Origin of the sequence: Streptomyces sp. NPDC102402, assembly GCF_044765765.1 — a bacterium.
Classification (GTDB): Bacteria; Actinomycetota; Actinomycetes; order Streptomycetales; family Streptomycetaceae; genus Streptomyces.
Window position 1 is genome coordinate 23,747 of sequence record NZ_JBIWKR010000014.1, and the last position, 12,874, is coordinate 36,620.

9 protein-coding genes are annotated in these 12,874 nt (G+C 71.5%); 5 read left to right on the plus strand and 4 right to left on the minus strand.

Annotated features, from left to right (window positions below):
• The first annotated feature begins 95 nt into the window (after positions 1–95).
• Both ACIRJR_RS29725 and ACIRJR_RS29730 read left to right on the plus strand, forming a co-directional pair.
• The gene (locus ACIRJR_RS29725) at positions 96–1,526 is read left to right on the plus strand and encodes an LCP family protein (protein ID WP_403786269.1); all 1,431 of its coding nucleotides are present in this window, start codon (positions 96–98) and stop codon (positions 1,524–1,526) included.
• 634 nt (positions 1,527–2,160) lie between these two features.
• Positions 2,161–3,834 carry an LCP family protein gene (locus ACIRJR_RS29730; RefSeq protein WP_403786271.1) on the plus strand — a complete coding sequence of 558 codons (1,674 nt, stop codon included), beginning with the start codon at positions 2,161–2,163 and terminating at the stop codon, positions 3,832–3,834.
• Between the two features lie 61 nt (positions 3,835–3,895).
• Here the strand turns inward: ACIRJR_RS29730 and ACIRJR_RS29735 are convergent, their stop codons facing one another.
• A complete protein-coding gene (locus tag ACIRJR_RS29735) occupies positions 3,896–4,918 on the minus strand; it encodes a glycosyltransferase family 2 protein (protein WP_403786273.1) in 1,023 nt (340 codons plus the stop codon).
• Between the two features lie 327 nt (positions 4,919–5,245).
• On the opposite strand from ACIRJR_RS29735, the gene ACIRJR_RS29740 reads away from it, so the two are divergent.
• Positions 5,246–6,610 carry an LCP family protein gene (locus tag ACIRJR_RS29740; protein ID WP_403786275.1) on the plus strand — a complete coding sequence of 455 codons (1,365 nt, stop codon included), beginning with the start codon at positions 5,246–5,248 and terminating at the stop codon, positions 6,608–6,610.
• Positions 6,611–6,744: 134 nt separating this feature from the next.
• Here ACIRJR_RS29740 and ACIRJR_RS29745 read toward each other — a convergent pair whose 3' ends face one another.
• Both ACIRJR_RS29745 and ACIRJR_RS29750 read right to left on the minus strand, forming a co-directional pair.
• Positions 6,745–8,187: an MFS transporter gene (locus ACIRJR_RS29745; RefSeq protein ID WP_403786277.1), complete on the minus strand. Its 1,443-nt coding sequence runs from the start codon at positions 8,185–8,187 to the stop codon at positions 6,745–6,747.
• 22 nt (positions 8,188–8,209) lie between these two features.
• Positions 8,210–9,463, minus strand: a complete 1,254-nt coding sequence (locus ACIRJR_RS29750; protein ID WP_403786279.1) for a M20 family metallopeptidase — start codon at positions 9,461–9,463, stop codon at positions 8,210–8,212.
• Positions 9,464–9,522: 59 nt separating this feature from the next.
• On the opposite strand from ACIRJR_RS29750, the gene ACIRJR_RS29755 reads away from it, so the two are divergent.
• Complete coding sequence (locus ACIRJR_RS29755) at positions 9,523–10,665, plus strand: Lrp/AsnC family transcriptional regulator (protein ID WP_403786281.1); 1,143 nt, start codon at positions 9,523–9,525, stop codon at positions 10,663–10,665.
• Between the two features lie 19 nt (positions 10,666–10,684).
• Here ACIRJR_RS29755 and ACIRJR_RS29760 read toward each other — a convergent pair whose 3' ends face one another.
• Positions 10,685–11,233: an acyl-CoA thioesterase gene (locus tag ACIRJR_RS29760; RefSeq protein ID WP_403786283.1), complete on the minus strand. Its 549-nt coding sequence runs from the start codon at positions 11,231–11,233 to the stop codon at positions 10,685–10,687.
• Between the two features lie 119 nt (positions 11,234–11,352).
• Between ACIRJR_RS29760 and ACIRJR_RS29765 the strand changes: the two genes are divergently transcribed.
• On the plus strand, positions 11,353–12,630 hold the full coding sequence (locus tag ACIRJR_RS29765; RefSeq protein WP_403786285.1) for an LCP family protein: 1,278 nt from the start codon (positions 11,353–11,355) through the stop codon (positions 12,628–12,630).
• The last annotated feature ends 244 nt before the right edge of the window (positions 12,631–12,874 follow it).

Genomic DNA, 12,874 nt, shown 5'->3' on the forward strand with positions numbered 1-12,874 from the left:
CACCGCCGGGAATGCCCTCTGGATGCACAACCAAGCGTGAGGTTCAGCCGTCTACTTCTGCGACCGGCGGCCCATCGCGCCGCCGACCGTGAAGGATGGACGCAGACGTGAGCGACAGCCCCGGCACCCCGGCCGAACCGGAACGCCCGGACCACCCGGCCGGGGGCGAGCCGGCAGACGGGCCGCAGAACACGTCCGGGGCGGCCCCGCGGGAGGACGCCTCCGCCGGCGCACCCCCGCCCCCGGCGTCCGGCACAAGCGGAAGCGAGAGCAGCGCCGACGACGGCAGCGGCCCCGGTGACGGCAGCGACGACACGGACGACGGCGCTCCGGCCGCGGACGGGACCTGGTCCCAGCGGGCCGGGCGCGACCCGCGCGGCGGAAGGCGCCATTGGCTGCGCTGGACCGCCCTCGCCGCCTCGTTCCTCGTACTGGTCGCCGCGGGGGTCGGCTGGTGGCTGTACAAGAAGCTGGACGGCAACATCACGACCGACACGAGCGCGGCCGCCGAGCTGAAGGCGTACGAGAAGGACCGTCCGCTGCCGATCGCCCGCGACGCCCAGAACATCCTGCTCATCGGCTCCGACACCCGCTCCGGCGAGAACAGCGCCTACGGGCGGGACGACGGCGGCAGCCAGCGCTCGGACACCACGATCCTGCTGCACCTCGCGGCCGACCGCAGGAGCGCGACGGCGGTGTCGATCCCGCGCGACCTGATGGCCGAGATCCCCAGCTGCCACACGGACGAAGGCAAGTCCACGAAGGCACAGTTCGCCCAGTTCAACTGGGCCTTCGAGCTGGGTGGCACGGCGTGCACGATCCGTACGGTCGAGAAGATGACGGGCATCCGGGTCGACCACCACATGGTCATCGACTTCAACGGCTTCAAGGACATGGTCGACGCGGTGGACGGCGTCGAGGTCTGCCTCAAGGAGCCGGTCGACGACGACGACGCCCATCTCAAGCTCCCCGCGGGACGTCAGGAGCTCGACGGCGAGGAGGCCCTGGGGTACGTACGCGCCCGCAAGTCGATCGGCGACGGCAGCGACACCGAGCGCATGGACCGTCAGCAGAAGTTCCTGGGGGCCCTCGTCAACAAGATGCAGAGCAACGGCGTGCTGCTGAACCCGACGCGGCTCTACCCGGTACTGGACGCGGCGACCAAGTCGCTCACCACCGACCCGGACCTCGACTCCCTGCGGGACCTGTACGACCTGGTGCGCGGGATGCGGAACGTGCCGACGGAGAAGGTGCAGTTCCTGACGGTGCCCCGCACCGCCTACCGCGCCGACCCGAACCGCGACGAGCTCGTGCAGCCCGACGCGGGCCGGCTGTTCACACAGCTGCGGAAGGACGAGCCCGTCACCGTGGTCCCCGCCGACAAGATGGATTCCGGGGATTCACAGGCGGGTGACAGCTCCGAGAAGGACCCGTCCGGCGAAAAGCCCGGCGAAACCAGCGGAAGCCCGACACCCGCCCCCACCTATTCGGGCTCGAATGCGGCGGACGACCCGTGCGGCACGTAAAACAATTCCCAAGCGATGGGCGGCAATCGGAGTGGAATAGGCGGAATGCCCGGTTGTAAAGGGCGTGGATTGTGTCACGCACGCCTCCTGTGGCCGATTCCGCCGGATAGTGTGACGCGATCCGGCGCTCTCGGTCATCCGATCGCACGCGGCCGGAGCGAGCGACCGAGCGCCCTGCCGGGGAAGGCGCCTCGTGTGGCACCGACGGAGGATTCAGGCAACCGTGGATGCGCATAGCCGTGGGCGGGCGGACGAAATCGGTCCCGCCGACCAGTGGGCCCCCGGCCTGCGGACCGGCACTGACGAATTGCGACCGGACGACTCCGGAAGAGAGTCGTCCGGTCGTTTGCGTATACCGGGCCGGCCCGCCGGCCGACGTGAATACGCAGCCTCTCGCGGCGAGGTGCCCGCCACCGCGTCAGGCAGGGGGAGGCCGACGCCGCGCCGGGGGTCTTCAGGCGATGGCGATGGCGCCGGCCCCCGAGCGCCGGCTTCGAGGGCGCGGGGAGTCCCCCTCACCGGACCGGCAAAGGCGCCGGAGGACATGCGGTGGGCCGGTGCGGGTACGGCGGAACGCGCGACGTGACGACAGTCCTCGCGCCACAAGCAGATTTCTGAGAAGCAGGGGGTCCAGGTGGGACGGAGCAGTGTGCGCGGGGAGGAGACGCGGCCTCACGGCCGGCACGACGGTCCGGCCGTCCCCGGCGGGGCGGATGCCGCCGGCCGGGCCGGACGGCGAGGCCACGGCCGGCGGAACCGGTCCGCACAGCCGGAGCACGGAGGACAGGGACGGCCCGACCGCCGGGCCCGGCGGACCCCCAGGAGCGGGAGGAGACGCGTGCTGCGCTGGGTGGCGTCCGTCCTCGCGCTGCTGATACTCGGCACCGGCGCCGCCGGTTACGTGTACTACAAGCACCTCAACGGGAACATCAGGAAAGAGGATCTGACGCTCGGCGACAAGGACATGGCCGACCACAAGGCCAACGCCGCCGGACAGACGCCTCTCAACATCCTGCTCATCGGGTCCGACGCCCGTGACTCCGAGGCCAACCAGAAGCTGGGCGGCGCCAAGGAGACCTTCGGGGGCACGCCGCTCGCCGACGTCCAGATGCTGCTCCACCTCTCCGCGGACCGCAGCAACATCTCGGTCGTCAGCATGCCGCGGGACACCATGCTGAAGATGCCCAAGTGCACCGACCCCGACTCCGGCAAGGTGTACGCGGCCAGCACGCTCGACGTCCAGACCAACGAGAGCCTCGGCCGCGGTGGCCCCGGGTGCACCGTTGCCGCCTGGTACGAACTGACCGGCATCACGATCGACCACTTCATGATGATCGACTTCGCGGGTGTGGTCTCCATGGCCGACGCCATCGGCGGCGTCCCGGTCTGCGTCAAGGCCAATGTCTACTCGCACAGCAGCGACGGGAAGGGCTCGGGACTGAAGCTGGAGGAGGGCACCACCTCCGTCAAGGGCAAGCAGGCCCTCCAGTGGCTGCGCACCCGGTACGGCTTCGAGGACAACACGGACCTCGGCCGCACCAAGGCCCAGCACCAGTACCTGAACTCGATGGTCCGCGAGCTGCGCAAGGGCACCAAGCTCACCGACCCCGGAAAGCTCATGAACCTCGCCGAGGCGGCCACCAGCGCGCTGACGGTCGACAAGGGCCTCGACACGGTCAAGAAGCTGTACGACCTGGCCGAGGAGCTCAAGAAGGCCCCGACCGACCGCATCACGATGACGACCATGCCCAACGTCTACGGCACGGGGAAGTACGCGGGGCGCGTGTACCCGAAGGCCGAGGAGGCCGAGCAGGTGTTCCGGATGATCCGTGAGGACATCCCGCTGGACGGCAAGGCGTCCAAGCGCAAGACGCCCGTCGCCAAGGACACGGCGGCCCCCGACGACGAGATCGCGGTCAGCGTGCGCAACGCCTCCGCCACGGACGCCCTCGGTCCCGCCCAGGGCCGCGCGACCGCGGTCAAGGACCTGCTCACGGACGCGGGCTTCGCCAAGGCGTCGATCGACTCGCAGAACGTCGAGCCGGCCGCCACGACCGGCATCCTCTACCCCAGCGCGGACTTGGAGGGCGACGCCCGGGCGGTCGCCAAGGCGCTCGGCGTCCCGGTGTCCCAGGTGAAGAAGTCGACCGACGTGTCGGGCATCGTGCTGGCCGTGGGAGCGGACTGGCGGGAGGACGAGGCGTACCCGGCCAAGGCCGCCGATGAGAAGACGCCGGACTCGGCGAACCCCCTCAACGGTGCGGACGAGGAAGCGTGCATGGAGATCAACCCGAACTACACCTGGTGATGCCGTAGGTGTGCGAAGGGCCCCGCCGGCGCCGGCGGGGCCCTTCACGGCTGTCCCGCGGTCAGGCCGTCTGCTCCCGGACGGACGGGCGGCGGCTGGCGATGACCTTCTTCGCGAGCGAGCGGGGGCTGGTCAGGAAGCCGTATCCCCACGACATGTGCATGGTGGCCAGCGCCACGGGGATCTGCGCCCGCGCCTTCAGCGGCAGGCCCTTCCCGGCGGGCAGCGATCCGGCGACGATCGCCGCGGCGTACCCGGCCGGCACGACGAACGCCCACGGGGTGACGGCCGCGCCCACGACGACACCCGCCGCGATGGCGCAGACGGCGGCCGGCGGGGCCAGGTAGCGCAGGTTGATCGAACCGGAGTGGTAGCGGGCCACGACGTGGCGCCAGCGGCCGTACTCCTTGTACTGCTTGGCGAGGGCCCGCACGCTGGGCCTCGGGCGGTACTGCACCTTCAGCTCGGGCGAGAACCAGATCAGGCCGCCCGCCTCGCGGATGCGGAAGTTGAGCTCCCAGTCCTGGGCGCGGATGAACTCCACGTTGTAGCCGTCGGCCCGCTCCAGCGCCTCCCGGCGGAAGACCCCCAGGAACACTGTCTCGGCCGGACCGGCCTCTCCGCCGGTGTGGAACGCCGCGTTGCCGACGCCGATCCTCGACGTCATCGCGGCGGCGACGGCGTCCTCCCAGGCGTTCTCGCCCTCGGCGTTCATGATGCCGCCGACGTTCTGCGCGCCGGTCTCCTCCAGGAGCCGGACCGCCGTCGCGATGTAGTTCGGCGAGAGCATGCCGTGGCCGTCCACCCGTACCACGATCGGGTGACGCGACGCCTTGATGGCGGCGTTGAGCGCGGCCGGGGTGCGGCCTGTCGGATTGGGGACGGTGTGGACCCGGGAGTCCTCCCGGACCAGCTCGGCGGCGATCTCGTCCGTACGGTCGTCCGAGGGGCCGAGTGCGATCACCACCTCCATCTCGCCGGCGTACTCCTGCTCCAGGATGTGCCGGACCGAGTTCCTGAGATGGCGTTCCTCGTTGAGCACCGGCATGATCACGGAGACGGCGGGGTACTGCGCGGCAGACATGTGGTCCTCAGGGGGTCCTCGGGGGTGCCAGGGTTCCGGGGGTTTTCGCACCCCAGGAGGCGGCGTGATTCGGCCGCCACGTTACCGCGAACGGGGGACAGCGGCGCGCGCCGCCGGGTCTCTCCCCGGTCTGCAGATCGTATGGGCCTACCGTGCGAAAGTCCCACTCGCACCGCGGAGGTGTCCCTCGTGCCCACGCCGCACCGATCGCCCCGTCCACCTCACCCCCGCACCGATTCCCCGCAGCGCAGGTCCTCACGGCAGCCGGGCGGCCGCGCCGTGCCACGGAAGCGGGCCGGCAGGCGGAAGCCGCCGCCACGGTGGGGCATGCGGGTCGCCACCGGGCTGTCCGTGCTGGTGCTCGGCGCCGGCGGGATCGGCCACGCCGTGGTGAGCGGCCTGGAGACGGGGATCGACCGGGTCGACCCGTTCAAGGACATGAAGAACCGCCCCCAGGGCGGCCACGGGATGAACTTCCTGCTCGTCGGTACCGACGGCCGCGACAGGATCACCAAGGCGGAGAAGAAGAAGTACAGGCTGGGCGGTGCCCCCTGCCACTGCACCGACACCCTGATGCTCGTCCACCTCTCGGCCGACAAGCAGCGGGCCAGCGTCGTCAGCCTTCCGCGCGACAGCTACGCCGAGCTCCCGGCCCACACCGACGGCACCACGGGCAAGGAGCACTCCGCCCATCCGGTGAAGCTGAACGCCGCGTACGCCGAGGGCGGCCCCACCCTCACGGTGCGGACCGTCGAGCAGATGACGGGCGTCAAGATCGACCACTATCTGGAGGTCGACTTCACCAGCTTCATGAAGACGGTCGACACCCTCGGCGGGGTGGAGATCTGCACCGCCAAGCCGCTGAAGGACTCCTACACGGGACTCGACCTGGCCGCCGGCACCCACCGCCTCGACGGCGGCCGGTCCCTCCAGTACGTACGCTCCCGCCATCTCGACGGGGCGGCCGACCTCGGCCGGATGCAGCGCCAGCAGAAGTTCATGGCCGCGCTGGTCAAGCAGACCACCAGCAGCGGTGTGCTGATGAACCCGGTGAAGTTCCAGCGGGTCGCCGCGTCGATGCTCGAATCGGTCCGCGCCGACAAGGGCTTCGGTACGGAGCAGATGCTGGAGCTCGGCAAGGCCATGCGCGGCTTCACCCCGGCCTCGTCCGAATTCGCCTCCGTCCCGCTGGAGGAGAAGGGCTTCCCGGTCAAGGGCATCGGCTCCACGGTGAAGTGGGACGCCGCGAAGTCGAAGAAGATGTTCCAGGCCCTGCGCGCGGACCGGCCGCTCGCGGCGCACCTGCCGAAGCAGCCCAGAGCGACGCTCGTCGACGTGGCCCCGGAACAGATCCGGGTGCAGGTCTACAACGGGACGCCGAAGGACGGGCTCGGCCAAGAGGTCGACGCGGGGCTGCGCGCCACCGGCTTCAACACCACCCGTGCCCCGCTGAACGGCGGCCCGAGCAACCTGACCCGCACCCAGGTCACCTACGACCCGCGGTGGGACCGGTCGGCGAAGTCCCTGGCCACGGCGCTGCCCGGCTGCGAGCTGAGGGCGGTGAAGGGGCAGGGCGCGACCATGGAGGTCACGGCGGGCTCGGACTTCACCAAGGTGAAGCGGGTGAAGGCGGAGGATCCGGGGCGCGGTGAGTTCGGCACGGTCACGGGCGACCAGGTGGTCTGCCCCTGACCGTGCCGGGCCCGGTGGGATAACCCCTCCCGGCGCCGGGGGACCGCGGTCACCCCCACGGCGCCGGGGGACCGCGGTCACCCCCACGGCGCCGGGAGACCGCGGTCACCCCTCGCGGCGCCGGGAGACCGCGGTCACCCCTCGCGGCGCCGGGAGACCGCGGTCGCCACGAGGGCGATGACCGCCGCGGCCGAGGACGCCAGCCAGAGCGCCGTGTAGCCCTCCTCGCCCGGTTCGCCCGTGGACGCCGAGAGGAACGCGCCGAGCAGGGCGGCGAAGACACCGCCCGCCACGGCCCCGCCCAGCGTCTTCACGTTGTTGTAGAGCGCGGCGGCGATCCCGGTCCTGGAGGGATCGGACGCCTCGACGATCACCGTCGGCATCGCTCCGAGAGCCAGCCCGATCCCCAGGCCGGTGAACGCGGACCCGGCCGCCATCTGCCAGATCTCCTCGTGCAGGAACGCGAACTGCAGGAAGGTCAGGGCGACCAGCCCGAAGGCCGCCATCAGCGTGGGCCGGTAGCCGATACGCCGGGCGAGTGCGGCCGTGCTCAGCGAACCGACGACGCTGCCGATCGCACCCGGCAGGAGGACGAGCGAGATGGAGAGCGCGCTCAGCCCGAACCCGTAACCGGTGACCTCCGGGTCAGCCGCGTAGAAGGACGAGTTCGGCGCCTGGCTCCCGAAGTAGAAGACGCCGAACAGGAAGGCCGCACCGTAGAACGGGGCGGTGGTCCGGGCCGCCAGCGCCCGTACGTCGACCAGGGGCTCAGCACTGCGCAGCTCCACCCGCACCCACACCGCCAGCAGCGCGATCCCGAGCACCACGGGCCCCAGGACCCGCGTGGAGCCCCAGGAGCCTCCCTCCGCCCCGGACACGCCCCCCAGCAGGGCGACCATGGCGCCGCCGAGGAGGACCACGCCGGCCCAGTCCACCCGGCCACCGGCTCTGCTCCGCGATTCCGGCACCGCGACGAAGGAGACGGGCACGCAGAGCACGGCGAGAGCGGCCGGCACCAGCAGGGTGAGCCGCAGGCTGCCGAAGGCGGAGTCGACGAGACCCATCACGACCCCGCCGGCCATCGCGCCCAGCGTCAGCGCGCCGACCAGCCGGGCGATCGCCCGCCGCGCGTCGGCGACGGAGAGCCGGTCCCGGACGAGGGCGATCTCCAGGGGCAGCAGGGCGGCGATCGGCCCTTGCAGCACCCGCCCGGCCAGGAGCGTCGGGTAGTCCGGGGCGAGCGCCACGACGACGGTGCCCGCCGCGATCAGCGCCAGGGCGATCCGGAGCATCCGCCGGTGTCCGTACAGGTCGCCGAGACGGCCGAACAGCGGGACGCAGACGGCAGCCGCCAGCAGTTGCACGGAGACGACCCAGTTCAGGGCGGCCGAACCGATCCCGAGGTGGCCTGCCAGGTCGGGCAGCAGCGGGGCGAGCCCGACCTGCAGGAATCCGCTGGTCACCTCGAAGAGGACGAGGAGTCCGACGACGGCCGTGACGGACGCGGGCAGCGGCTGCCCGGGAGGAGCGTCCGGCGGCGGGGTGGCGGTGGCGGTCATGTGGCTGCTCCCGGTCATGTGGCTGCTCCCGGTCATGGGGCTACTGCTGCGAGGAGGGGGCGGAGGCGGCCCCGGCCAAGGACGCGGTCTCCTGCGGCGGGAGCGGGCTGCCGAGCCGGCGCAGCGCCAGTCCCGCGAGGAGGGCGGCGGCGTGCGGCAGGGCGTCGTCGTCGTAGACGGCCTGCGGGGAGTGGTTCATCGGGGCGGTGGCCGGATCGGTGCCGGGCGGGCAGGCGCCGAGGCCGACGAAGGCGCCGGGCACCTTCCGGAGCACGAAGGAGAAGTCCTCGGCCCCCGCCATCGGCTCCGGCGCCTCGAAGACGTGCTCCTCCCCCAGGACCCGCCGGGCGGTCTCGAGCGCGAACGCCGCCTCGCCCGCGTCGTTGACGGTCGGCGGGTACTGCTCGACGTAGTCGATGTCGGCGGTCACGCCGTGCGCGGCGGCCACACCGTGGCAGGTCCGCTCGAACGCGGCGCGTACCCGGGCGTGGGTGGCGTCGGAGAAGGTCCGCACGGTGGCGGCGAAGCGGGCGGTCTCCGGGATGACGTTCGCGGCCGTGCCCGCCTCGATCCTCCCGACCGTGACGACGGCGGGGTCGAAGACGTCGATCTCCCGTGTGACGGCCGTCTGGAGCGCGGTCACCATGGCGCACAGCGCGGGCACGGGGTCGGCGGCGGAGTGCGGCGAGGAGCCGTGCCCGCCCCGGCCGCGCACCGTGACCTCGACCGCGTCCGAAGCGGCGAGCATGGGGCCGGGACGGGTCGCGGCGAAGCCGGTGGGTGCGCCTGTGGAGATCACGTGCAGGGCGTAGGCGGCGACGACCCGCTCCCCGGCGGCGTCGAGGACGCCCTCGTCGATCATGATCTGCGCGCCGCCCTGTCCCTCCTCGCCGGGCTGGAACATGAGGACGACGTCCCCGGCCAGCTCCTCCCGCCGCGCGGCCAGCAGCCGGGCGGCGCCGACGAGCCCGGTGACGTGCAGGTCATGGCCGCAGGCGTGCATCCGCCCGTCGAGGACCGAGGCGTACGCGAGCCCCGTGTCCTCCTGGACCGGGAGGGCGTCCATGTCGCCCCGGAGCAGGACGGCGGGGCCGGGCCGGCCACCGCGCAGCACCGCGGTGACGGAGCTCAGCGCCCTGCCGGTGCGTATCTCCAGGCCCAGGCCGTCCAGCGCGGCGAGGATCTTCGCCTGGGTCAGCGGCAGGTCGAGGCCGATTTCCGGCTCCCGGTGCAGGGCATGGCGCAGGGCGGTCAGGTCGGGGGCGAGGTCACGGGCCTCGTGGAGCAGGGACATGGGCGTATCGTGCGGAACAGAACCCCCTGTCCATGATCGTCCGCAGGAAAGCGCTCCTCATGAGCCGTTCGACGCACGAATCCACCGGCCACATAGCGGCCGGTCACCCCGAGCGCCTGTTGCGCACGGATCAGCCGGAGCCGCTGGACGAGCTGGACTATCTCCTGATCACCGCGCTCCAGACCTCGCCACGGGCGGAGTGGGCGCAGATCGGGAAGGTGCTCGGAGTGGACGCCTCGACGGCGGCGCGCCGCTGGAACCGGCTCACGGAGGCCGGACACGCCTGGCTCAGCTGTTACACGGTGGCGGTGGGGCCGACGGTGCCGATCATCGCGTTCGTCGAGGTCGACTGTGCGGCCGGAGCGCTGCACGAGGTGGCGGCCGAGATCGCCGACGATCCGCACCTGATCACCATCGAGCACGTCACCGGCGCCCGGGACCTCGTGCTCACCGCGGCCTTCCCCGACCTGGCGATGCTGGCGCGCTACGTCGGCTTCCGCCTCGGCCGGCTGCCCGGGGTGTCCGCCACCCGGTCCCAGACGGCGACGGCCGTCCACACCGAGGGCAGCCGCTGGCGGCTCGACCGGCTGGACCCGGACAGCCAGGACCTGCTCGCGAGGGACCGGGCACCGGCCATGCCCCGGCGCGGGCTGCCCGCCCCGGACGCATTGGACACCCGGCTCTACCTGCTGCTCAGCGAGGACTTCCGGCAGCCTGCCGCCCGCCTCGCGGAACGCCTCGGTGTCAGCCCCACCACCGTGCGCCGCAGGCTGGACCGCATGCACCGGCAGGACGCGCTGATCTACCGCTGCGAGGTGGCCCGCTGCCTGTCCGGCTGGCCGGTCTCGGTCACCCTCTGGGGCATCGCCCCGGCCGGCGAGACCTCGCGCATCGCCTCCCAGCTCATCCGGATGCGGGAGACCCGGCTCTGCGCCTCCCTGACCGGCCCGCACAATCTGATGCTGACGGTCTGGCTGCGCTCCGCCGAGGACATCGGGGCGTTCGAGGCCAGGCTGGCGGACCGCTTCCCCGAGCTAGCCGTCGTGGACCGGGCGGTGGCCCTGTGGCAGCTCAAGATCGCCGGCCATCTTCTGGACCCCCGGGGCCGCCACATCCGGGGCGTGCCCGTGACGTTCTGGGAGGGGCAGGGGGCCGAGCGGGCCGAGGACGCGCTGCTGGAACGGCTGCGCGCGCCCCGGTGAGGACCGTTCGCCGCCGGGCTCAGTCGTCGATGCCTTCGGCGGCCCGCTGCTCCCGCAGTTCCTTGATCGCACGGCGCCGCGCGAGGCGGTGCGTACGGCGGATCTGTGCCTCCTGGTAGCGCCGCTTGTCGCGCTCCGTCTCCGGGGCCACCTGCGGTACGCGGCGCGGCTTGCCCTCCTCGTCGACGGCGGCGAACACCAGGTAGGCGCTGCCGACCTGCTGGGCGGGGGTCGACTCGTTCCACCGCTCGGCCATGACGCGGACGCCGACCTCCATCGAGGAGCGCCCCGTCCAGTTGACCTGCGCGCGGACGTGGACGAGGTCACCCACGCGGACCGGCTCCAGGAAGACCATCTCGTCCATCGAGGCCGTCACGGCCGGACCACCGGAGTGCCGGCCGGCGACCGCGCCGGCGGCGTCGTCGACCAGCTTCATGATCACGCCGCCGTGCACCGTACCCAGGAGGTTGGTGTCGTTACCGGTCATGATGTGGCTGAGGGTGGTCCGGGAAGCCGAGGTCGGCTTGACCGGAATCTCGCCCTCCGGCGGCTGGGGCTGATCTGTCATGCCCTCCACCTTATGCGGGGGCTTGCGCCCGGTTGCTTTGCATCAGCTTCGCAACAGCCGTGACCCGATCTCCCGTACACCCTGTAAGAGCCCCAGGCCGAGACGGCACACTGGTCGGCATGAGCGATTGGCCCGAAGGACGGAACGGCGGACCCGACGAGCGCTACGGGCGGGGCAGCGGAAGCCCGCAGCCCGAGAGTGCCCGCGCCATGCCGCACGTCCGGCGGCGCCCCGCGCCGCCGCAGTCCCCGCCCCGGATCCCGCCGCAGCAGGGTCAGGGGTACGACGGCTACGGCGAGACCCCCGGTTACGACAGCGGCTACAACACGGGCCAGGTCTACGGCGGTGGTCAGCGCGGCGGCGGCCAGGGCGGCGGGCGCGGCGGTGACAGCGGTTACGTCCAGCCCCGCGCCGCCCCGGACTGGGGCAGGCGGATCAAGGTCGGCGTCCTGACCCTGGTCGTCGTGGTGCTCGCCGTCTCCGTCGGCACGTACTTCTGGGCCGACGGCAAGCTGAAGCGTGACGTCGATCTCTCCAAGGTCATCGACAGACCGGGCGAGGGTGACGGCACGAACTACCTGATCGTGGGCTCCGACAGCCGCGAGGGCATGACGGCCGAGGACAAGAAGAAGCTGCACACCGGTTCCGCCGAGGGCAAGCGGACCGACTCGATGATGATCCTGCACGACGGCTCCAACGGCCCGACGCTGATCTCGCTCCCCCGCGACTCGAACGTCGAGATCCCGTCCTTCAAGGGGTCCGAGTCCGGGAAGACGTTCGAGGGCACCGGCCGCCAGGTGAAGCTGAACGCCGCGTACGCCGAGGACGGCCCGGAGCTCCTGGTCCGCACGGTCGAGTTCAACACCGGGCTCCGCATCGACCACTACGTCGAGATCGGCTTCGGCGGCTTCGCCAACATCGTGGACGCCATCGGCGGCGTCGAGATGGACATCCCCAAGGCGTTCAAGGACAAGAAGTCCGGCGCCGACTTCCAGGCGGGCAAGCAGACGCTGAACGGCGAGCAGTCCCTCGCCTTCGTCCGCACCCGGTACGCCTTCGCGGGCAGCGACCTGGACCGCACGAAGAACCAGCAGAAGTTCCTCGCGGCCCTGGCCTCCCAGACGGCGACCCCGTCGACGGTCCTCAACCCCTTCAAGCTCTACCCGACGATGGGCGCCGGCCTGGACACGCTGGTCGTGGACAAGGACATGTCGCTCTGGTCGCTCGGCAACATGTTCTTCGCGATGAAGGGCGTCACCGGCGGCGAGGGCAAGTCGATGAACATCCCGCTCTCGGGCCAGAGCGTGAACGGCAACCTGGTCTGGGACAAGGACGAGGTCAAGAAGCTCGTGGAGCAGCTGAAGAACGACGAGAAGGTCACGGTCAAGGGCAGCTGACCAGCGGTACGCACAGGATCCGGACGGTCCGCCGTCCGGATCTTCCTGTTTCTCCAGCGCGTCTGTTTTTGCCCTCCAAGCTTCCCGGAGGGGTCGGCTACGCGGCGTTTCTCGCGCAGCCGTGAGACGAGATCAGGGGTGCCATCGATGACGGACGCGACCGTAGGGGCAGCACAGCCCGAAGCCGACATCGATGGGGAACCGACCGTGCCCGCCCACGGTCAGCTCGTCACCGTGCGGAACC

Excerpts from the sequence above, each read along its gene's own strand:
- ACIRJR_RS29750 (WP_403786279.1), bottom strand. The coding sequence starts at position 9,463 with ATGTCCCTGCTCCACGAGGCCCGTGACCTCGCCCCCGACCTGACCGCC.
- ACIRJR_RS29765 (WP_403786285.1), top strand. The coding sequence starts at position 11,353 with ATGAGCGATTGGCCCGAAGGACGGAACGGCGGACCCGACGAGCGCTAC.
- ACIRJR_RS29755 (WP_403786281.1), top strand. The coding sequence starts at position 9,523 with ATGAGCCGTTCGACGCACGAATCCACCGGCCACATAGCGGCCGGTCAC.
- ACIRJR_RS29760 (WP_403786283.1), bottom strand. The coding sequence starts at position 11,233 with ATGACAGATCAGCCCCAGCCGCCGGAGGGCGAGATTCCGGTCAAGCCG.
- ACIRJR_RS29735 (WP_403786273.1), bottom strand. The coding sequence starts at position 4,918 with ATGTCTGCCGCGCAGTACCCCGCCGTCTCCGTGATCATGCCGGTGCTC.
- ACIRJR_RS29745 (WP_403786277.1), bottom strand. The coding sequence starts at position 8,187 with ATGACCGGGAGCAGCCACATGACCGCCACCGCCACCCCGCCGCCGGAC.
- ACIRJR_RS29725 (WP_403786269.1), top strand. The coding sequence starts at position 96 with ATGGACGCAGACGTGAGCGACAGCCCCGGCACCCCGGCCGAACCGGAA.
- ACIRJR_RS29740 (WP_403786275.1), top strand. The coding sequence starts at position 5,246 with ATGCGGGTCGCCACCGGGCTGTCCGTGCTGGTGCTCGGCGCCGGCGGG.